Source organism: Kitasatospora sp. NEAU-69, from assembly GCF_057158765.1.
Genome location: NZ_JBWXUE010000030.1, coordinates 62,423 through 82,543 on the forward strand (window position 1 = coordinate 62,423; position 20,121 = coordinate 82,543).

The following is a 20,121-nucleotide window of genomic DNA, read 5'->3' on the forward strand; positions in this document are numbered from 1 at the left end:
GCCGCATGCCCTGCGCTGCCTTGCCTTGCCTTGTTCTACGACCCCAACACCGCTGCGGCGGGGGTCGGTTATGTGATCTGTGCCATGCCGTGCCCGGGTTCCGCACCCGAGGTGCGGTCTCATGACGTGTCTTTCCAACGAGAAGGTGTGACAGCGGATGACCAGGGGGACCACAGTGGGCAAGCGGGCTGCCGGGCGAGTGCGCGGGTCGAACGGGCGACGGCGAATATCCGTGCTGCGGATCGCCGGGCGGGCGGTGGCCTGCGCGGTCTCCGGCTCCTGCCTGCTGGTCTGTGGGCTCTCCTGGTACACCTACCACCGGATCACCGACAGCCTGAACACCTCGGACGTGCTCAAGCAGGTGCAGCAGGCGGCCACGGCCGGCGGTGCCTCGGCCCCGCCGCACCTGGACAAGTCGGTCAACCTGCTGCTGATCGGCCTGGACAGCCGCAAGGACATGAACGGCAACAACCTGCCGGACGATTTCGTCAAGAACGAGCTGCACGCCGGCAACAGCAACATCGGCGGCTACGAGACCAACACGCTGATCCTGATGCACATACCGGCGAACGGCGGGAAGGTCGAGGCCTTCTCGATCCCGCGCGACGACTACGTGGACCTGGTCAACGTGCCCGGCGGCCACCCGCTCGGCAAGAGCAAGATCAAGGACGCGTACGACCTCGCGAAGTACTACGCCGAGCAGAAGCTCTCCCAGCAGTACTCGGGGGCCGAGCTGGAGCGGCGGGGCCGGGACGCGGGCCGGGCGGCGACCCTGCTCACCGTGCAGAAGCTGCTCAACGTGCCGATCGACCACTTCGCCGAGCTCAATCTGATGGGCTTCTACGACGTCGCCAAGGTGCTGCAGCCGATCACGGTCTGCCTCAAGGCCGACGCCAACGACCCGACCTTCGGCCGGACCGCGACCGCGCCGGGCGGCGGCTCCGGCTTCGTCGGCCACGCGGGCGAGAACCAGCTGGACGCCTCGATGGCGCTCGCCTTCGTCCGGCAGCGGCACAACCTGCCCAACGGCGACCTCGACCGCACGCACCGCCAGCAGGCGTTCATCGCCTCGGTCACCACGAAGCTCAAGCAGCAGGGGTTCTTCGGCGACCTCGGCAAGATGCAGGGGATGCTCAACGCGGTCAAACAGGACGTGGTCATCGACGACAGCTGGGACGTGCTGGACTTCGCGCAGCAGGCCACCAACCTGACTGGTGGGAACTCGGAGTTCAACACGCTGCCGATCGAGGGCTACGGGCACGACCCGGTCGCGGGCGACATCAACGTGGTCAACGTCGCGAAGATCCAGGCCATGGTGCGCCAGACCATCACCGGCGTGGACCCCAACTCCGTGGCCGCGCCCGGCGGGACGGCCGGCCCGACCACCTCCGCACCGGCGAGCCCGGCACCGAGCACTCCCCCGGCGGCCGACCCGACCAGCGCGAAGGCGACCACGAAGGCGAGCCCCGCACCGAGCGACGCCACTGCGAGCGATGCGGCGAGCGATGCGCCGAGTGATGCACCCAGCAGCGCACCGAGCAGCTCGCCGGCCGGCCAGTACCAGGGGCCCGCGGTGACCGCCGACGGCATCCCGTGCGTGAACTGAGCCGCACGAGCCCGTGCTCGCGCCCGCGCTCGCGCGCTCAGCGCGGGCGCGGGATCCGCTGGCAGCGCGGGCAGAAGTAGCTGGACCGGTTCATCCAGGCGGCCCGGCGGATCGGCGTGCCACACCGGTAGCACGGCTCGCCCTCGCGCCCGTAGGCGTCCAGCGAGCGGGAGAAGTAGCCGCTCTCACCGTTCACGTTGACGTAGAGGCTGTCGAAGCTGGTGCCGCCGACCGCGAGCGCCGCGTTCATCACGTCCCGCGCGTTCGTCAGCAGGGTGGCGGCCAGCGGGCGGGTCAGCGTGTCGGTGGGGCGGTCGTAGTGCAGCTTGGAGCGCCAGAGCGCCTCGTCCGCGTAGATGTTGCCGACGCCGCTGATCAGCGACTGGTCGAGCAGCGCGCGCTTGACCGTGGTGCGCTTGGCGCGCAGCGCGGCGAGGAACCCGTCGTCGTCGAAGCGCGGGTCGAGCGGGTCGCGGGCGATGTGCGCGAGCGAGCTCGGCAGGCCCTGCGGGTCGGTCTCCTCGACCGCGAGGTGGCCGAAGGTCCGCTGGTCGACGAAGCGCAGCTCGCGCCCGCCGTCGGTGAAGCGCAGCCGGACCCGCAGATGGGTCTCGTCCGGGGTCGCCGGGTCCTGGACCAGCAGCTGACCGCTCATGCCGAGGTGTCCGAGCATGGCGAACTGGCCGCCGTCCATCGGCAGCCAGAGGTACTTGCCGCGGCGCTGCGCCTCGCCGAGCGTGGTCCCGGCCAGCCGGGCCGTGAAGTCGGCGCCGCCGGCCGCCTGCCGGCGGACGGCGCGCGGATGCAGCACCTCGGCCTCGGCGACCGTGCGGCCGGTGACCCAGCGCGCGAGACCGCGCCGGACCACCTCGACCTCGGGCAGTTCGGGCATCGCGGGCCACCCCCTCGCGTTATGCGGCCGGGGCGGCCGGATCCCCGTACTTGGCCTTGATGGCACGCCAGGCGCTCTCGGCGGCCTTCTGTTCGGCCTCCTTCTTCGAACGGCCGGTGCCGTTGCCGAAGGCCTCGCCGGCCACCCGGGCGGCGGCGTTGAACGTCTTTTCGTGGTCCGGTCCGGACTCCTCGACCACATACTCGGGCACGCCGATACCCACCGCGGCGGTGAGCTCCTGGAGGCTGGTCTTCCAGTCCAGGCCCGCGCCGAGCTGGGAGGACTCCGCGATCAGCGGGTCGAACAGCCGGTGCACGAACTCGGTCGCCGACTCCAGACCCTGGTCCAGGTAGATGGCGCCGATCACGGCCTCGACGGTGTCCGCGAGGATCGAGGACTTGTCACGGCCACCGGTGCCCTCCTCGCCCTTGCCCAGGCGGATGAAGGTGCCCAGCTCCAGGCCACGGCCGACCTCGGCGAGCGCACGCGAGTTGACCACCGCGGCGCGCAGCTTGGCGAGCGTCCCCTCGGCCACGTCCGGGTGGAGGCGGTAGAGGGTGTCGGTCACCACCAGCCCGAGCACCGAGTCGCCGAGGAACTCCAGGCGCTCGTTGGTGGGCAGCCCGCCGTTCTCGTACGCGTACGAGCGGTGGGTGAGGGAACGCACCAGAAGGGCGCGCTCAAGTTGATACCCGAGGCGCCCTTCCAGGACGTCGTATGCCGTCGAAGCCGGCCCGCCGGCCTTCACCCCGTTACCAGGGGTCGACTTGCGGGATGAGTTACCGTCCGACATCGATCGATGCACCCCGCCGATCAGACCGAGAGGACCTGGCGACGGTTGTACGTGCCGCAGCTCGGGCACGCGATGTGACCCAGCTTCGGCTCGTGGCAGCGGTCGCAAGCCACGAGGGCCGGGACAACGGCCTTCCAGTTGGAACGGCGGTGGCGCGTGTTGCTGCGCGACATCTTCCGCTTCGGAACAGCCACGGCTACTTCTCCTGGTTCTCGGCGAGACCCTCACGGGTGTCGCTGTTCTCGGTTCCGCTCCGCCGATCAGCGGCTCGGCCGCGGGTCTCGTCGCCGGGCGCGGCGGAGAGTCCCTGCAGAGCCGCCCACCGGGGGTCGGCGGCTTCGTGGTGGTGCGTCGGGTCCTCGTTGAGCAGCGCTCCACACTCGGAGCACAGGCCCAGGCAGTCTTCCCGGCACACCGGCTGCAGCGGCAGTGCAAGCACCACCGCGTCACGCAGCACCGGCTGAAGGTCGAAGTAATCGCCCTCCAACCGGTAAGTCTCTTCATCGTCCTCGTCCGAGAACTCTTCGTCCGCGGAGCTCGGGGAGCTCTTCGACGGGCCCTTCCCACGGCCGCGCTCGTCGCTCTCCGGGTAGTAGTACAGCTCCTGGAACGTGACGTCGAGGTCGTCCTCGACGGGCTCCAGGCAGCGTACGCACTCACCGGTGACGTGGGCCTCGGCGGTGCCCGTGACGAGCACTCCCTCGACCACCGACTCCAGGCGCAGCTCCAGCGAGATCTCGCTGTCGGCCGGAACGCCGATCACGTCCTCGATGCCCAGGCCCTCGGGGGCCGGGAGGCTGCGGTCGACCGAGCGCATCGAGCCGGGGCGACGACCGAGCTCGTGCGTGTCGAACACGAGGGGGTCGCGGTGGTCGAGGCGGTTCACGGTTCCTGACTTCCTGGTGGCGGGCGCATCTCTGCGCGGCGCGATTCTTGGCTCTCACGGGGTGGCCCGGCCGCGCCGAGCGCTGATGCGCGGGCAGCCGAACGGTCCGACATGTGAATGGCCGGAGGTGTCAGACTACCCGAGAGCGGGCCTGGGCCCAACTCCGCTCCCGGGCGGCCGCCGGTCAGCGGCCGCCGAGCTCCCGCAGCCGGGTCATGTCGATCATGCTGGTGTCGAAGAAGCTGGTCTCGTCCAGCCCCGCCGTCTGCTGCTGCGGGACGACGGCCGGCAGCTGCGGGTGGGCGGGCTGCTGGTAGCCGTAGGCGTCGTAGCCGCCCTGCTGGTCGGGGTGGCCTTGGTGGTCGGAGTGGCCCTGGTGGTCCGGGTGGCCCTGGCCGGCCTGCTGCGGGTAGCCGGGCTGGCCCTGGTAGCCGTAACCGGCCGCGTACGGGTCGGCCTGCTGGCCCTGGTAGCCGTAGTGGTTGCCGTAGGGGTCACCCTGGCCGGCGGCGGGGTCGTAGCCGCCGTAGGGGTCCTGGTACTGCGCGGCCTGCGGCTGGGCGTACTGGTCGCCGTACGGCTGGTGCTGCGCGGCCTCCTGGTACGGCGCCTCGCCCGGGACGGCCTGCCAGCCGGTCTCGGCCGGGGTCTGCTCCGGCCAGCTCTGCCGGGCGGGAGCCGCGGGCTCCTCCTCGCGGTACCAGGCGAGGTCCGAGCCGTCGTCGGCGAAGCCGGCGGCGACCGCCTCGGCACGGTCCTTCTGCTGCTGCGCCTCGTCGGCGGCGGCCAGGTAGGCGCCCAGCTCGTCGATGTGGGCCTTGCCGAGCAGCTTGTCGCGGCCGCGGCCGACCGCCTCCAGCGTGCCGCTGAGCACGTTCTGCAGCGTGGCCAGCTTCACATCGACGTACTCGTCGACCTCGGGGCTGGGGCTCAGGCCGGGCTGGAACTCCTCGCCGTCCTCCGCCTCGTAGCCGCCCTCGCCGCGCAGCTTGTCGCGACCGCGGCCGACCGCGCCGAGCGTCTTGGTGAGCACGACCTCGAAGTTGGCCAGCTTGCTGTCGACGTAGTCGTCGGCCTCCTGGCGCTTGACCGCGACCTCCTCGCGGGCCTCGCCGAGGATCTTGTCGGCCTCGGCCTGGGCCCGGCGGGCCACCTCGGTGTCCGAGATCAGCGAGCCCCGCTCGGCGTGCGCGCCCTGGATGATCCGGTCCGCCTCGCCGCGGGCGTCGGCCACCACCTGCTCGTGGTCGGCCATCACGGACTGCGCCTGGGCCAGCTCGGCGGGGAGCTCCTCGCGCAGCCCCTGGAGCATCGCGATCAGCTCGGCCCGGTTCACCACACAGGAGGCCGACATCGGCATCGCGCGGGCGTTCTCGACCACGGCGATGATCTCGTCGACTCTGTTCTGCACGTCCACGGGGCTTCTGTCTTTCCGTGAGTACCGCGGGGCGGGACTACAGACTGTACGTCAGAATCCCGGGACCACCGCGTGCCGCTGCGCCGGACCGGTGCGGCCGCGCGCTACTGCGCGGCGCGCTCGGCGAGGCGGTCCATCAGCCGGGTGTGCACCGTGGCGGGCACCAGGTGGGAGACGTCGCGGCCGTACGAGGCGACCTCCTTGACCAGCGTCGAGGAGAGGAAGCTGTAGGTCGGCGAGGTCGGCACGAAGAGCGTCTCGACGCCGGTCAGGCCGCGGTTCATCTGGGCCATCTGGAGCTCGTAGTCGAAGTCGCTGACCGCGCGCAGGCCCTTGACGATGGCCGGGATGCCGCGGTCCAGGCAGAAGTCCACCAGCAGGCCGGAGTGCGACTCGGCCTTGACGTTGCCGTACTGGGCGGTGGTCTGCTCGATCATCTCGATGCGCTCGTCGATGGTGAACAGGCCCTGCTTGGTCTTGTTGATCAGCACCGCGACGTGCACCACGTCGTAGAGCTTCGAGGCTCGCTCGATGATGTCGAGGTGCCCGTTGGTGATCGGGTCGAACGAACCAGGACAGACGGCGCGGCGCATGCGGTGTCATTCCCTCATCGGTGAGATGGCTGTCGGTGCTGTCGGTGCGAGCTGCTGGGTGGTGCGGTCAGGCGGCCTGGCCGTACCAGAGCGTGCCCTCGCCGTAGCGGCGGGAGCGCAACGCCTCGAAGCCCCCGGGCCAGCCGAACTCGCCGCCCCGGGTGCTGCGCTCCACGGTGACGAGTGCGTCGTCCGTGATCCAGCCCCCGAGCCGCAGTGTGATCAGCATCTCGCGCAGATCGCCATCGGGCACGACGTACGGCGGGTCGAGGAAGACCAGGTCGTACGGCTCGGCCGGCGCCGGTCCCGCGATCACCTTCTCGGCCCGCTCGGCGCGCACCTCGGCGCCCGGCAGCGCCACGATCTTCACGTTCTCCCGGATCACCCGGGCGGCCGTGGCATCCGCCTCGGCGAGCAGGACGTGCGCCGCGCCGCGGCTGAGCGCCTCCAGGCCGACCGCGCCGGAGCCGCCGAACAGGTCGAGCATCCGGACGCCGACCAGGGTGCCGCGCAGCGACTCCAGGGTGGAGAACATCGCCTCCCGGGCCTTGTCGGAGGTGGGGCGGGTGCTCCGGCCGGGCGGTACGGCGAGCCGGCGGCCGCCGGCCGCCCCGGCGATGACGCGGGTCATGGTCTCTGGTCTGCCTTTCGGGATCAGTCATGGCCACGCTATACGGGCGCCCCCTCCCACGCGGGACGTGGGAGGGGGCAGGCGGGGGAGGGAGTGGGCGGCTACTCCTGCGGCGGCGTCGCGCCGAGCAGCGCCGGGGAGGCGTAGCGGGACCAGGAGAGGCAGCCGTCGGGCGGGCAGTACTCGGGGCGGCGCGGGTCGTGCCCGAGCTCGCGCAGCTTGGTGCGGACGGAGTCCGGCGTACGGCCGAACCGGGCGGCTATCCGGGCGATCGTCTCGCCCTCGTGGAAGCGCCGGACCAGCTCCTCCTCGTGCTGCGGCACCCAGGGGGCGCCGTGTCCGGGGTAGAGCTCGCGCAGCACGTCGCGGTCGGGGATGGGCTCGGCGACATCGGCGACGATCGCGAGGGCGCGCAGCGCGCGGTTGAGCGCGATCCGCAGACTCGCGACGTCCTCCACCGGCAGGCGCAGCCGGCCGCTGGCGATCGGACTGGCGGCCTGGCCCTCGCGCCAGCCGGTCAGCGTGAGGGTGACTTCGCGGTCGTCCTCACTGGCGAGTTCGACCCGGAAGATCTTGTCGCCCAGCGGGAGCTCGTTGAGGTGACGGAATGCCATGCATGACCCCCAAGTGTCGCGCCAGGAACGCTTCTTGACGCTGCGTCCTGAACACCTCCAGTGTCTCGCGTGGCACTGACAATCGGGCGGCCGAAAGGGGGGCCGGCAGGGAGGACGGTCAGCCCTTTTCGAGGAACTGCGCGCGCTCCTCGTCCAGCAGGCCGGCCAGTGCGGTGCGCAGGTCCTCGTGCCCGGTGAGCTGCGGATCGGTGGCGACCAGCTTGGCGGCCTCCGCGCGGGCGGCCGCGATCACCTCTTCGTCCTCCAGCACCGAGAGCACCTTGAGCGAGGACTTCACGCCGGACTGCGCCTGGCCGAGCACGTCGCCCTCGCGCCGCTGCTCCAGGTCGATCCGGGAGAGCTCGAAGCCGTCCAGCGTGCCGGCCACGGCGTCCAGCCGGGCCCGGGCCGCGCTGCCCGCGGGCATCTCGCTGACCAGCAGGCACAGGCCCGCCGCGCTGCCGCGGCCGACCCGGCCGCGCAGCTGGTGCAGCTGGGAGACGCCGAACCGGTCCGCGTCCATGATCACCATGGCGGTGGAGTTCGGCACGTTCACGCCGACCTCGATCACGGTGGTGGCGACCAGCACGTCGATCTGACCCGCTCCGAACCGCCGCATCACCTCGTCCTTGGCGTCGGGCGCCAGCCTGCCGTGCAGGATCTCCACCCGCAGCCCGGCCAGCGGGCCCTTGCCGAGCAGTTCGGCGGTCTCCACGACGGAGAGCGGCGGCCGGCGCTCGTCGCTGCCGGCGCCCTCGTCCGCCGGGTCGGCGATGAGCTCCTCGGGATCGTCGGCGGCGGGCTTACGCTTCCTGGCCTTGCCGGCGGGCTCCGGCGGCTCGTCGCCGATCCGCGGGCAGACCACGTACGCCTGGTGCCCCTTGCCGACCTCCTCGCGGACCCGCTCCCAGGCCCGGGCCAGGAAGTTCGGCTTCTCCAGTGCGGGCACCACGTGGGTGGAGATCGGCGAACGGCCGGCCGGCAGCTGGTCCAGCACCGAGGTCTCCAGGTCGCCGAAGACCGTCATGGCGACCGTGCGCGGGATCGGCGTCGCGGTCATCACCAGCAGGTGCGGCGGCTGCCCGCCCTTGGCCCGCAGCGCGTCGCGCTGCTCGACGCCGAACCGGTGCTGCTCGTCCACCACGACCAGGCCGAGGTCCTGGAACTGCACCTTGTCCTCGATCAGCGCGTGCGTGCCGATCGCGATCCCGGCGTCCCCGCAGGCCATGTCGAGCAGCACCTGACGGCGGGCCGGGACGCCCATCGAACCGGTCAGCAGCACCACCTTGGTGCCGTGCTCCGAGCCGCCGAGCATGCCGCCCTCGGCCAGCTCGCCCATCATCTCGACGATCGACCGGTGGTGCTGCTGGGCCAGCACCTCGGTCGGCGCGAGCAGCACCGCCTGACCGCCGGCGTCCACCACGGCGAGCATCGCGCGCAGCGCCACCAGCGTCTTTCCCGAGCCGACCTCGCCCTGGAGCAGGCGGTGCATCGGGTGCTCGGTGGCCAGGTCGGCGAAGATCTCGGCGCACACGGTCTGCTGGCCGGCGGTCAGGGTGAACGGCAGCTTCGCGTCGAACGCATCCAGCAGCCCGCCGGTGCGCACCGGGCGGGCCTTGGCGGGCAGCGCGGAGTCGGCGGCCCGGCGCTGGGCGAGCGCGACCTGGAGGACGAACGCCTCGTCCCAGCGCAGCCGGTCGCGGGCCTGCTCCAGCTCGGCGCGGTTGCGCGGACGGTGGATCAGTTCGAGCGCCTCGGGCAGCGGGAGCAGGCCGCGCTCGGCGCGCAGCGCCTCGGGCAGCGGCTCGCCGACGTCGGCCAGGTGCTTGGTCAGCGCGACCTCGACCGCCAGCGAGAGCTTCCAGCTGGGCATCTGGGCGCTGGCCGGGTAGACCGGGATCAGCCGGCCGGCGAACTGCGCGGCGGTAGCAGTCCCGTTGTCGCCCCCATCCTCTTCGGCCAGCAGCTGGTAGTCCGGCGAGGCGAGCTGGCGGGTGCGGTTGAAGACGCCGACCTTGCCCGCGAACAGGCCCTGCAGGCCCGGGCGCAGGTCCTTCTGCCGCCAGCCCTGGTTGAAGAAGACCAGGGTGAGCCGGCCGCGGCCGTCGGTGACCACGACTTCGAGCCGGTCGCCCTTGCGGCCCCGGAACGGGATCAGCGTGACCTTCTCGATCCGGGCGAGCACGGTGACGTGCTCGTCGACCTCCAGCTCGTCCAGGCTGGTCAGCTCGCCGCGTTCGGCGTACCGGCGCGGGTAGTGGTGCAGCAGGTCACCGACCGTGCGCAGCTTGAGGCTGTCGGCGAGCACCTTCGCGGTGCGGTCGCCGACCAGCTTGGTCAGGGGTTCGTCCAGGGCAGCCATCGAAGCCAATGGAACACCACCGGACGGACACCCCGGGCGCTATTCGGCCCCGATCCCGGGCGCTATTCGACCCCGATGAGCAGCGGCGCGCTCTGCGGGCCGCCCGCGAAGACCACGGTGTCCACCTCCGGGCGCTGCCGGCGGGCGTGCGCGACCAGGTGCTCGGCGAGCTCCTGCGGGGCGCCGTCGCCGAGCACCAGCGTGACCAGTTCGCCGCCGGCCGCGAGCATCCGGGAGAGCACCTCGGCGCCGGTCTCGGCCACCCCGCTGCCGATCACCGCGACGTCCCCGTCGATCAGCCCGAGCACGTCACCGGCCTGGCAGACCCCGGCCATGGTCCAGGACTCCCCCTCGGCGACGGCCAGTTCGGCGTACCGGGTGGCGCCGGCCGCCGAGGTCATGGCGACCACGTCCTCGTCGAACCGGCGGCCCGCCTCGTGCACGGCCAGCGCGGCCAGGCCCTGTACCGGCGAGCGGGTGGGCAGCACGGCGATCCGCAGGCCCTCCTCGCGCAGCTGGTCGGCGGCGGCGCCCGCGGTGGCCCGCAGCTCCGGGTCGTTGAGCAGCACGATCACCTCGCGCGCGGCGCACCGGCGCACGGCCGCCACCAGCTCGGCGCTGGACGGCAGTGCGTCCGGGTCGGCGGGCAGCACGGCCGCGCCGGCCTCGCGGCAGAGCTCGACCAGGCCCGCGCCGGCCACCACGCTGAGCACCACCCGGGCGGCCGGCGGGCTCTCGATGCCGGCGCCCGCGCGGGCCGCGGCCTCGGCGAAGTGGGTGATCCGGATCTGGTACGGCCGGCCGGCCTCGACGCCCGCCTCGACCGCCGCGCCAGCGTCGTCCACGTGCACGTGGACGTTCCACAGCCCGTCGCCGCCGCCGACCACCAGCGAGTCGCCGAGGCCGCCGAGGCGGCGGCGCAGCGCGGGCAACGCCTGGTCGGGGGCCTCCAGCAGGTAGATCACCTCGAAGGCGGGGTGGCCCGGCAGCCGCTCGGGCTCGGCGCAGCCGTGCGCCAGGTGCAGGTCCTCGCCGAGCGCGACCGGGCCCATCGGCTGCTGCCCGGCCACCGCGTCGGCGAGCGCGCCGAGCACGGCCACCAGGCCGCGTCCGCCGGCGTCCACCACGCCGGCCCGGGCCAGCACGTCGAGCTGGTCGGGGGTGCGCAGCAGCGCGCCGCGGGCCTCCTGGTGCGCGGCGCCGGCCACCTCGGCCAGCCCGCCGGTGGTGCGTCCGGCGCTCTCGGCGGCCCGGGCGGCCACTGTCAGCAGGGTGCCCTCCACCGGGTCGGCGACCGCCTGGTAGGCCGCCTCGGCGCCGCGGCCGAGCGCCTCGCGCAGCGCCTGCGGGCCGCCGCCGCGGGCGGCCAGGATCTCGGCCACCCCGCGCAGCAGCTGGGCCAGGATCACGCCCGAGTTGCCCCGGGCGCCGAGCAGCGCACCCTTGGCCATCGCCTTGACGGCGGTCGCCAGCTCCGGCTGGGGGTGCGGCTCGAAGGCGGCCGGCTCGAAGGCGGGCGGCTCGAAGCAGCGCTCCACGGCCGCGGTGGCGGACTCCACGGTCAGGTAGAGGTTCGTCCCGGTGTCGCCGTCCGGCACCGGATAGACGTTCAGCGCGTCGATCTCCTCGCGGGCCTGCCCGAGGGCGGCGAGCGCCAGACGGCACCAGGTACGGACGGCGGGGGCGTCGAGCGTGTCCAGCACCGGGGCTCCTTCTGGTGAACGCGGTCGGAACGGGAGAGGACCTTCCTGCAGGTTATCGAGGTACGGCGGGTGGGTCCGACGGAGCGATCAAGGGCCGCTGCATGGTAGTTTCGTGGAGCGGGAGCAGTCGATGTATGCTGCTCCGGTTGCCTGGAACAGTCCAGGCTCACCCCTTGATCCGATTCGGTCCACGCGAGTGGTCCGGGCGGATCAGCCGGGGTTTTCGAACGTAAATGATTCTGAAGTCTTGGAGTGACTCCTGTGGCTGCCAACTGCGACGTCTGCGGCAAGGGGCCGGGCTTCGGCAACAACATCTCCCACTCGCACCGCCGTACCCGTCGTCGTTGGAACCCCAACATTCAGACGGTGCGCGCTGTGATCGGGCGGACGCCGAAGCGGCTCAACGTCTGCACCTCGTGCATCAAGGCCGGTAAGGTCTCGCGCTGACGCGCAGACCGGTACGCCGGTCCTCCAGTTAGCCGATCCACTCCGTGTGGATCGGCTTTCTGTTTGATCGGCTTGCTCGGTACTTGTTTCACACCGCTGCGGGGACCTGTTCACAGGTCCCCGCAGCGTTTTTTGCGCTCCGGGCACTGCCGGAGACAGCCACGGTCGGCCGCAGTCAGCCGCGCTGCCGCCAGCCGTGGTCGACCGGGCCGATGCCGGCGCCGAGCGCGAACCCGGCCCGGATCGCCCCGGTGACGTACGCCTTGGCCGCGGCGACCGCCTCGGGCATCGGGTGGCCCTTGGCCAGCTCGGCGGCGATCGCGCTGGCCAGCGTGCAGCCGGTGCCGTGGGTGTGCCGGTTGTCGTAGCGCGGCGCCCGGAACCAGTGCTCCTCGCCGTCCCGCCCGGCCAGCAGGTCGGCGGCCTCGCCGCTCAGGTGACCGCCCTTGATCAGCACCCAGCGCGGGCCGAAGGCGAGCATCGCGTCGGCGGCCGGGCGCATCTCGCCCTCCTCCAGCACGGTGATCCCGGTGAGCTGCGCCACTTCGTGCAGGTTCGGCGTGGCCAGCGTGGCGTGCGGCAGCAGGCGCTCGCGGACGGTCGCGACGGCCTCGGCGGCGAGCAGCGCATCGCCGTGCTTGGAGACGCCGACCGGGTCCACCACGACCGGCGCGGCCACGTCCGCGAGCAGCTCGGCGACCGTCTCGACCAGCTCGATCGAGGCGAGCATGCCGGTCTTCACGGCCTGCACCCCGATGTCGTCGACCACACTGCGGAACTGCGCCCGGACGGCCTCGGCCGGCAGCTCCCAGTACCCCTGGACGCCGAGCGAGTTCTGCGCGGTGACCGCGGTGATCACGCTCATGCCGTGGGTGCCGAGCGCGAGCATGGTCTTCAGGTCGGCCTGGATGCCGGCGCCGCCGCCGGAGTCGGAGCCGGCGATGGTCAGGACGCGGGGCGGAGCTGCGACGGGCAGGGCGTCATCGGGCAGTGCGTCGTCGGGCAGTGTGTCAGCGGACATGCCGCCAACCTACCGGGCGGCGGTCGGAGGGCGGCGGTCAGAGCACGGCTTCGGACTCCGCCCAGCGGTCCTGCGGCACGGTCTTCAGGTGGGTGACCGCATCGGCCACCGGGATCAGCTCGATCTCGGTGCCGCGCAGCGCGGTGAAGTGCCCGAAGGCACCCTTGTGCACGGCCTCCACCGCGTGCCAGCCGAACCGGGTGGCGAGCACCCGGTCACGGGCCGTCGGCGTGCCGCCGCGCTGGGTGTGACCGAGGATCACCGGCCGGGCCTCCTTGCCCAGCAGGTCCTCCAGCTCGCGCGCCAGCCGGGTGCCGATGCCGCCGAAGGTCTGGTGACCGTACTGGTCCACCGTGCCGTGGTCGAACGGGAAGGTGCCGGGCATCGGCTTGGCGCCCTCGGCGACCGCGATGATGGCGAACTTCTTGCCACGCGCGAAGCGCTCCTCGATCATCCGGGCGACCGCCTCGATGTCGAAGGGCTTCTCCGGGATCAGGATTCCGTGCGCGCCGGCGGCCATGCCCGCGGTGAGCGTGATCCAGCCGGTGTGGCGGCCCATCAGCTCGACCACCATCACCCGCTGGTGCGACTCGGCGGTGGTCTTCAGCCGGTCGATCGCCTCGGTCGCGACGTGCACGGCGGTGTCGAAGCCGAAGGTGACGTCGGTGGCGTCGATGTCGTTGTCGATCGTCTTCGGCACGCCGACCACCGGCAGGCCGGCGTCGGACAGCAGCTTGGCCGCGGTCAGCGTGCCCTCGCCGCCGATCGCGATCAGCGCGTCGATGCCCAGGTCGGCGGCGAGCCGGGGGGCGTTCTGCACCGCCCACTGGATCTTCTCGCGGTGCACCCGGGCCGAGCCGAGGATGGTGCCGCCGAGCGTCAGCAGGCCGGTGACGTCGTCATGGCCGACGATCCGGGCCCGGCCCTCGATCAGCCCGAGGAAACCGTCCTCGATGCCGAGGATCTCGTCGCCGTGCACATCGAGCCCGCGGTGGACCACCGAGCGGATCACCGCGTTGAGCCCGGGACAGTCGCCGCCGCTGGTCAGGACACCGATACGCATGAGGGAAGCCTACGCGCTGACCGGCCGGCGGCCCGGTCCCAACCACCCGGTCGGCGCAGCGGGCACCACTCGCTCCCGGGCGGCTCCCCTGCTTACTCCTCGGCGAAGTGGTCCCAGCCGGCCGTGCGGTCCCAGGGTGCGCCGTCCACCGTGACCCGGCCGCTGCGGCCGGACCTGGCCGGGCCGGCGACCTCGCCCACCACCCGCCAGCGGGCCGGGAGTTGGGCGCTGCGCGGGAAGGTCGCGGCGATCGCGTGGTCCTCGCCACCGGAGAGCACCCAGACCAGCGGATCGACCCCGACCGCCTGGCCGATGTCGGCCATCTGCGCCGGGACGTCGAAGTCGGCGGCGTGCAGGTCGATGTCCACACCGCTGGCCGCCGCGACGTGCCCGAGGTCGGCGACCAGCCCGTCACTGACGTCCACCATCGCGGTCGCGCCGAGCTCGGCGGCCGCCGGTCCGGCGTGGTACGGCGGTTCGGGACGGCGGTGCGCCTCGACGAAGGCGCGCGGCGAGCGGAACCCGCGGGAGAGCACGGTCAGGCCGGCGGCCGACCAGCCGAGCCAGCCGGTCACCGCGACCACGTCACCCGGTTGGGCGCCCGAGCGCTTGACCGGCGCCCGGCCCTGCAGGTCGCCGAGCGCGGTGATCGCCAGCGTGATGGTGTCGCCGCGCACCACGTCACCGCCGACCACCGCGGCGCCGGCCACCTGGCACTCGTCGCGCAGCCCGTCCATCAGTTCGGTCGCCCAGGTGGTCGGCAGGTCGGCCGGGGTGACCAGGCCGAGCAGGATCGCGGTCGGCACGGCGCCCATCGCGGCGATGTCGGCGAGGTTCTGGGCGGCCGACTTGCGGCCGACGTCGTAGGCGGTGGACCAGTCGCGGCGGAAGTGCCGACCCTCGATCAGCACGTCGGTGGTGGCCACCACCCGGCCGTCCGGGGCCTTCACCACCGCGGCGTCGTCGCCCGGACCGAGCTCCACCGCCGGGGTCAGCGGCAGCCGGGCGGTGAGCTCCCTGATGAGGCCGAACTCGCCGAGCTCGCCCACGGTCCCCTGCATGTCCCGTCCTCTCCGGATTGCCGACGGCGACGATCGCCCCGCGCCTGCCGGGCCACGCGTATGCGCTTCCCGCGCGAAGCGTACGCCCCCCGGCCCGCATGGGGTCTCCCCTCCCGGGCCCGGGGCGCGGTAGCGTGGTGATCCATCCAGTCTCTGCGGCGGGCCCGCCCCACCACCCACCCCGCGCGGGCCGCGCCCCTTCACCGTGCAACCAGTCGGGCAACCATCACCGCAGCCGCCGGGAGGTCCTCCGTGGTACAGGCATACATCCTGATCCAGACCGAAGTGGGCAAAGCCACGTCCGTGGCCGAGTCGATCGCCAGGATCGAGGGGGTGTTGACGGCCGAGGACGTCACCGGCCCCTATGACGTGATCGTGCGGGCCGAGGCGCCGAGCGTGGACGAGCTGGGGCGGCTCGTCGTCGCGCAGATCCAACAGGTCGAGGGCATCACCCGGACGCTGACCTGCCCCGTCGTGCACATCTAGGGCCGTGCACGACTAGGGCCTGTCCGGGTCCACAACCGGGTACGCCGCACCGGCTTCGGCCGGTGCGGCGTTTCTCGTTGACCGGGTGGTGCGGGTCAGCGCAGGCCGGTGGAGCGGCGCAGCGCCGCCTGCAGCAGGCGGTCGATCAGCTCGGTGTACGGCACCCCGGTGGCCTGCCACATCTTGGGGTAGGCCGAGATCGGCGTGAAGCCGGGCAGCGTGTTGATCTCGTTGACGACCCAGCGCCCGTCGGTGAGCAGGAAGAAGTCGACCCGGGCCAGGCCCTCGCAACCGATCGCGTCGAACGCGGCCACCGCCTGACGGCGGATCTCGGCGGTCTCCTCCTCGCTGAGGCGGGCCGGGATCTGGACCTCGGAGGAGTCGATGTACTTCGCCTCGAAGTCGTAGAACTCGAAGTCGCCGCCGACCAGGATCTCGGCCGGCACGCTGGCCCGCGGGCCCTCGGCGAACTCCAGCACCGCGCACTCGATCTCGCGGCCCTCCAGCATCGCCTCGACGATCACCTTGGGGTCGTGCCGGCGGGCTTCCTCGATCGCGCCGTCGAGCTCGGCCGCGTCCTTGACCTTGGTGATCCCGATGCTGGAGCCGGCCCGGCAGGGCTTGACGAAGACCGGCAGGCCCAGCTCGGCGACCCGGGCGCGGGCGGCCGCCCGGCCGTCCTCGCTCTCCCAGTCGCGCGGGCGGATCACGGTGTACGGGCCGATGCCGATCCCGAAGGACTCCAGCACCCGCTTGGTGTACTCCTTGTCCATGCCGACCGCGCTGGCCAGCACGCCGGAGCCGACGTACGGCACGCCGGAGAGCTCCAGCAGGCCCTGCAGCGTGCCGTCCTCGCCCCACGGTCCGTGCAGCAGCGGCAGCACCACGTCGACCTCGCCGAGCTGCTTCGGCGCGGCGCCGGGCTCGTTCCAGACCACCTCGCGCGAGGCCGGGCTGACCGGCAGCGCGACCTGGCCCTCGGCCTGCTCGGCGATCTGGCCGACGTCCGGCAGCCGGCCGTCGGTGATGGCCATCCGGTCCGGTTCGTCGCTGACCAGGGCCCAGCGGCCCTCGTGCGTGATACCGATCGGCAGGACGTCGTACTTCGTCCGGTCGATCGAGCGCAGGACGCTGCCCGCGGTCGAGACCGAGATGGCGTGCTCGGAGCTGCGGCCGCCGAAGACCACGGCGACCCGCGGCTTGCGCGGCGCCTCGGACTCGGCCTGGCCGGCCTGGGCCGAGCCGGACTGGGGGGAGGTCGGTTCGATGCTCATATCGGCTATGAGACTACCGTGCGACCCGATCGGTTCCAGGTCAGCGCCGCTCTGTCCCGTCGTCAGCGTTGCCGGGGCCCGTCGTCAGCGCCGCTCGGGCTTGGCCGAGCGGGACATCAGGTCCTTGAGCACGGCCTGCGGCGGGCGCCCGTTGTGCACGACGTCGACCACCGCCTCGACGATCGGCATGTCGCACCCGTTGCGGCGGGCCAGGTCGAGCACCGACTCGCAGGACTTCACGCCCTCCGCGGTCTGCCGGGTCGCGGCCACCGTCTGCTCCAGCGACATCCCGCGCCCGAGGTTGACGCCGAAGCTGTGGTTGCGGGAGAGCGGCGAGGAGCAGGTGGCGACCAGGTCGCCCATGCCGGCCAGGCCGGCGAAGGTGTGCGGGTCGGCGCCGAGCGCCTCGCCGAGCCGGGTGATCTCGGCCAGCCCACGGGTCATCAGGGTGGCCTTGGTGTTGTCGCCCAGGCCCATCCCGTCGGCCATCCCGACCGCCAGGCCGATCACGTTCTTCACCGCGCCGCCGAGCTCGCAGCCGATCACGTCGGTGTTGGTGTACGGGCGGAAGTACGGCGTGTGGCAGGCCGCCTGGAGCCGCTTGGCGACCGTCCCGTCGGTGCAGGCGACCACCGTCGCGGCCGGCTGGCGGTTCGCGATCTCCAGCGACAGGTTCGGGCCGCTGACCACCGCGACCCGCTCCGGGCCGACCGCGGCGACCTCGCCGATCACCTCGCTCATCCGCTTCGCGGTGCCGAGCTCGATGCCCTTCATCAGGCTGACCAGCACGGTCTGCGGGCCGATCAGCGGCGCCCAGTCGGCGAGGTTCGCGCGCAGCGTCTGGGACGGCACGACGAGCACCGCGAAGTCCGCACCGTCCAGCGCGGCGGCCGGGTCGGTGGTCGCGGTGACCGACTCCGGCAGCGGCGTGCCGGGCATGTAGTCGGGGTTCAGGTGGGTGGAGTTGATGGTGTCCACCAGCTCCTTGCGGCGGCCCCACAGGGTCACCTCGTTGCCGGCGTCGGCCAGGATCATCGCGAAGGCGGTGCCCCAGGAGCCGGTTCCGAACACGGCGCAGCGGGTCACTGCCCGGCCTCCTCGGTGTCGTTCTGCCCGGGCTTGTTCTGCTCGGGCTTGCTCTGCTCGGGCTGGTTCTGCCCGGGCTTGCTGTCGATCCGGCTGCGGCTCTGCTCGCGGGCCTTGCGCAGGTCGAAGCGCTCGGCCGGCGCCTTCTCGCCGCGCAGGCCCTCCAGCACCTCGGTGATCGCGTCCATGATGTCCTCGGTCGCCTCGCGCAGCACCTGGGCGGTGAGTTCCTTGCCCTGGTACCTGCTCAGGTCGACCGGCGGACCGGCCGCCACCTTCACCGCGGTCCGCGGGAACAGCTTCGCCTTGGCCTTGTGGCCGCCCAGGCCCCGGCCGTACGGCGGGACGATCTCGTGCGCACCCCAGTGCGCGACCGGGATCACCGGCGCGCCGGTCATCAGCGCGACCCGGGCTGCGCCGCTCTTGCCGGTCATCGGCCAGATCTGCGGATCCCGGGTGATCGTGCCCTCCGGGTAGAACTGCACCACCTGGCCGTTGTTGATCGCCTCGATGGCCGCCCGGAAGGCGTGCGCCGCGTCCGTGGAGTCGCGGTAGACCGGGATCTGGCCGGTCTTGCGCAGCATGAAGCCGATGAACGGCACCTTGAAGAGCGAGGACTTGCCCAGTATCCGCGGCGGGCGGCCGCTGTTGTACTGGAAGTGGGCGTAGACCACCGGGTCGATCACCGAGTTGTGGTTCACCACGGTCAGGAAGCCGCCCTCCTTGGGGAAGTGCTCCCAACCGCTCCACTCGGGCTTCACCAGCGCGGTCGTCACCGGCTTCACCAGGACCGCCGCGAAGCGGTACCAGACTCCGTAGTCGGCATTGCCGAAACTGGCGTACGAGCGGCGGGCCACCCCAGGTCCTCCTCGTGTGGTGCGGCACGTGGGGTGCCGCAGGCTTTCAGTCCATGGCTCAGTCCATCGCATGGACGGTCCATCGCATAATCGCATCCGAGCCACCACACCTTGGCGGCCGGCACTGACACACCCCGACCGACACACCTCGACCGGCGCGCCCGACCGGGGCCGCTCTGGCGAAGCCCGGCACAGCGGCACCAGAATGGCGCGGATGACCCAGCACACCGTACGCCCACTCCTGCCCAGCGCGCGGGACCGGTCGGCCGCCTGGACCCTGGTGCTGCCGCTGAAACCGTTGGAACGGGCCAAGAGCCGGCTCGCCGCGTACGCGGGCGAGCGACGCCCCGAACTCGCGCTGGCCTTCGCCCTCGACACCGTCGCCGCCGCGCTGGCCTGCCCGGCGGTGGAGCGGGTGCTGGTGGTCTCGCAGGACCCGGTGGCCGGCCCGCGGCTGGCGGCGGCCGGCGCCGTGCTGGTCACCGACGAGCCTGGGGGCGGGCTCAACGCCGCACTGGCGCACGGCGCCCGGCACGCGCGGCGGCTGCACCCCGATGCGCCCCTGGCCGCGCTCTCCGCCGACCTGCCGGCGCTGCGCCCGGCCGAACTCGCCCGGGTGCTGGCCGCCGTGCCCACCGACGGGCGGGCCTTCCTGGCCGACACACCCGGTGTCGGCACCACGCTGCTCGCCTGCTCCCCCGGCCTGCCGCTGCTGCCGGCCTTCGGCGGCGCCTCCCGGCAGCGGCACGCGGCCGGCGGGGCGGTCGAACTCACGCTGCCCGACGTGCCGTCGGCGCGCCGGGACGTCGACGACCGGGCCGACCTCGCCGAGGCGCTCGGGCTCGGCGTCGGCCCGCACACCCGCGTGGTGGCCGCCGAACTCGTCGGCGCCGCGGGCCGACCGTAGGGCCCGGCCCGGCGCGCGGGCACCAGCGGGTGCGCCGGGCGCAGAAAGATATGCTTTCGCGCATGCAGGCCACCGCGTTCACCTTCGATCCCGCGACCCGGGCCGGTTCCGTGCTGCTCGACGACGGCACCCCGGTGCCCTTCGACGCCGCCGCCTTCGATGCCGGCGGCCTGCGGCTGCTGCGACCCGGCCAGCGGGTCCGGATCAGGACCGAGGGCAGCGGCGAGGCCCGCCGGGTGGTCTTCGTGACGCTCCAGACCTTCGCGGACCCCGGCGCCGGCGACTCCTGAGCCCCGCTCGGCTGAGTCCCGCTCGGCAGTCGGCCGGCCCGCGCCCGTACGGCAGCCCGGAACGCCGCGGGGGGGGGGGGGGGGGGGGGTGGTGGGGGGGGGGGGGGGGGGGGGGGGTGGTTGGTTGGGTCG

General features: G+C 72.7%; 21 protein-coding genes. 5 read left to right on the plus strand and 16 right to left on the minus strand.

What is annotated here, in order from left to right; genetic code table 11:
* Window positions 1-157 precede the first annotated feature (157 nt).
* Window positions 158-1,606 (plus strand): LCP family protein, encoded by a 1,449-nt coding sequence (locus tag AC060L_RS28895; RefSeq protein ID WP_483801892.1) that lies wholly within the window; start codon window positions 158-160, stop codon window positions 1,604-1,606.
* 37 nt (window positions 1,607-1,643) lie between these two features.
* Here the strand turns inward: AC060L_RS28895 and mutM are convergent, their stop codons facing one another.
* The 10 genes from mutM to AC060L_RS28945 form a co-directional block, all read right to left on the minus strand.
* Window positions 1,644-2,498 carry a bifunctional DNA-formamidopyrimidine glycosylase/DNA-(apurinic or apyrimidinic site) lyase gene (mutM, locus tag AC060L_RS28900; RefSeq protein ID WP_483801893.1) on the minus strand — a complete coding sequence of 285 codons (855 nt, stop codon included), beginning with the start codon at window positions 2,496-2,498 and terminating at the stop codon, window positions 1,644-1,646.
* A gap of 19 nt (window positions 2,499-2,517) precedes the next feature.
* Window positions 2,518-3,291, minus strand: coding sequence for a ribonuclease III (rnc, locus tag AC060L_RS28905; RefSeq protein ID WP_483801894.1), 774 nt, complete (start codon window positions 3,289-3,291; stop codon window positions 2,518-2,520).
* Between the two features lie 20 nt (window positions 3,292-3,311).
* Entirely contained in the window at window positions 3,312-3,485 is a 174-nt protein-coding gene (rpmF, locus tag AC060L_RS28910) for a 50S ribosomal protein L32 (protein ID WP_030056747.1), read from the minus strand.
* 2 nt (window positions 3,486-3,487) lie between these two features.
* The gene (locus AC060L_RS28915) at window positions 3,488-4,177 is read right to left on the minus strand and encodes a YceD family protein (RefSeq protein WP_483801895.1); all 690 of its coding nucleotides are present in this window, start codon (window positions 4,175-4,177) and stop codon (window positions 3,488-3,490) included.
* Window positions 4,178-4,361: 184 nt separating this feature from the next.
* Window positions 4,362-5,594, minus strand: coding sequence for an ATP synthase F0 subunit B (locus AC060L_RS28920; protein ID WP_483801896.1), 1,233 nt, complete (start codon window positions 5,592-5,594; stop codon window positions 4,362-4,364).
* A 104-nt stretch (window positions 5,595-5,698) separates the two neighbouring features.
* Window positions 5,699-6,187 carry a pantetheine-phosphate adenylyltransferase gene (coaD, locus tag AC060L_RS28925; protein WP_483801897.1) on the minus strand — a complete coding sequence of 163 codons (489 nt, stop codon included), beginning with the start codon at window positions 6,185-6,187 and terminating at the stop codon, window positions 5,699-5,701.
* 67 nt (window positions 6,188-6,254) lie between these two features.
* Complete coding sequence (rsmD, locus tag AC060L_RS28930; RefSeq protein WP_483801898.1) at window positions 6,255-6,818, minus strand: 16S rRNA (guanine(966)-N(2))-methyltransferase RsmD; 564 nt, start codon at window positions 6,816-6,818, stop codon at window positions 6,255-6,257.
* A gap of 101 nt (window positions 6,819-6,919) precedes the next feature.
* Complete coding sequence (locus AC060L_RS28935; RefSeq protein ID WP_483801899.1) at window positions 6,920-7,432, minus strand: hypothetical protein; 513 nt, start codon at window positions 7,430-7,432, stop codon at window positions 6,920-6,922.
* A 118-nt stretch (window positions 7,433-7,550) separates the two neighbouring features.
* Complete coding sequence (gene recG / locus AC060L_RS28940) at window positions 7,551-9,794, minus strand: ATP-dependent DNA helicase RecG (protein ID WP_483801900.1); 2,244 nt, start codon at window positions 9,792-9,794, stop codon at window positions 7,551-7,553.
* A 62-nt stretch (window positions 9,795-9,856) separates the two neighbouring features.
* The gene (locus AC060L_RS28945; protein ID WP_483801901.1) at window positions 9,857-11,497 is read right to left on the minus strand and encodes a DAK2 domain-containing protein; all 1,641 of its coding nucleotides are present in this window, start codon (window positions 11,495-11,497) and stop codon (window positions 9,857-9,859) included.
* 261 nt (window positions 11,498-11,758) lie between these two features.
* On the opposite strand from AC060L_RS28945, the gene rpmB reads away from it, so the two are divergent.
* Entirely contained in the window at window positions 11,759-11,944 is a 186-nt protein-coding gene (gene rpmB, locus AC060L_RS28950) for a 50S ribosomal protein L28 (protein WP_035846000.1), read from the plus strand.
* Between the two features lie 175 nt (window positions 11,945-12,119).
* Here the strand turns inward: rpmB and thiD are convergent, their stop codons facing one another.
* The 3 genes from thiD to AC060L_RS28965 all read right to left on the minus strand — a co-directional run bounded on the left by thiD (window position 12,120) and on the right by AC060L_RS28965 (window position 15,089).
* A complete protein-coding gene (gene thiD / locus AC060L_RS28955) occupies window positions 12,120-12,965 on the minus strand; it encodes a bifunctional hydroxymethylpyrimidine kinase/phosphomethylpyrimidine kinase (protein ID WP_483801902.1) in 846 nt (281 codons plus the stop codon).
* A 37-nt stretch (window positions 12,966-13,002) separates the two neighbouring features.
* Window positions 13,003-14,028 (minus strand): 6-phosphofructokinase, encoded by a 1,026-nt coding sequence (locus tag AC060L_RS28960; RefSeq protein ID WP_483801903.1) that lies wholly within the window; start codon window positions 14,026-14,028, stop codon window positions 13,003-13,005.
* A 92-nt stretch (window positions 14,029-14,120) separates the two neighbouring features.
* A complete protein-coding gene (locus AC060L_RS28965; protein ID WP_483801904.1) occupies window positions 14,121-15,089 on the minus strand; it encodes a thiamine-phosphate kinase in 969 nt (322 codons plus the stop codon).
* A gap of 252 nt (window positions 15,090-15,341) precedes the next feature.
* On the opposite strand from AC060L_RS28965, the gene AC060L_RS28970 reads away from it, so the two are divergent.
* Entirely contained in the window at window positions 15,342-15,575 is a 234-nt protein-coding gene (locus tag AC060L_RS28970) for an Lrp/AsnC family transcriptional regulator (RefSeq protein WP_483801905.1), read from the plus strand.
* A gap of 95 nt (window positions 15,576-15,670) precedes the next feature.
* Here AC060L_RS28970 and AC060L_RS28975 read toward each other — a convergent pair whose 3' ends face one another.
* The 3 genes from AC060L_RS28975 to AC060L_RS28985 form a co-directional block, all read right to left on the minus strand.
* The gene (locus AC060L_RS28975; protein ID WP_483801906.1) at window positions 15,671-16,849 is read right to left on the minus strand and encodes a D-alanine--D-alanine ligase family protein; all 1,179 of its coding nucleotides are present in this window, start codon (window positions 16,847-16,849) and stop codon (window positions 15,671-15,673) included.
* 84 nt (window positions 16,850-16,933) lie between these two features.
* Window positions 16,934-17,935, minus strand: coding sequence for an NAD(P)H-dependent glycerol-3-phosphate dehydrogenase (locus tag AC060L_RS28980; RefSeq protein WP_483801907.1), 1,002 nt, complete (start codon window positions 17,933-17,935; stop codon window positions 16,934-16,936).
* Window positions 17,932-18,792 (minus strand): lysophospholipid acyltransferase family protein, encoded by an 861-nt coding sequence (locus AC060L_RS28985; RefSeq protein ID WP_483801908.1) that lies wholly within the window; start codon window positions 18,790-18,792, stop codon window positions 17,932-17,934. Before AC060L_RS28985 ends, AC060L_RS28980 begins: the two co-directional genes overlap by 4 nt.
* Window positions 18,793-19,006: 214 nt before the next feature.
* On the opposite strand from AC060L_RS28985, the gene cofC reads away from it, so the two are divergent.
* Together cofC and AC060L_RS28995 are read left to right on the plus strand one after the other, a co-directional pair.
* Window positions 19,007-19,699: a 2-phospho-L-lactate guanylyltransferase gene (cofC, locus tag AC060L_RS28990; protein ID WP_483801909.1), complete on the plus strand. Its 693-nt coding sequence runs from the start codon at window positions 19,007-19,009 to the stop codon at window positions 19,697-19,699.
* A gap of 62 nt (window positions 19,700-19,761) precedes the next feature.
* Complete coding sequence (locus AC060L_RS28995; RefSeq protein ID WP_483801910.1) at window positions 19,762-19,989, plus strand: hypothetical protein; 228 nt, start codon at window positions 19,762-19,764, stop codon at window positions 19,987-19,989.
* Window positions 19,990-20,121: the final 132 nt, after the last annotated feature.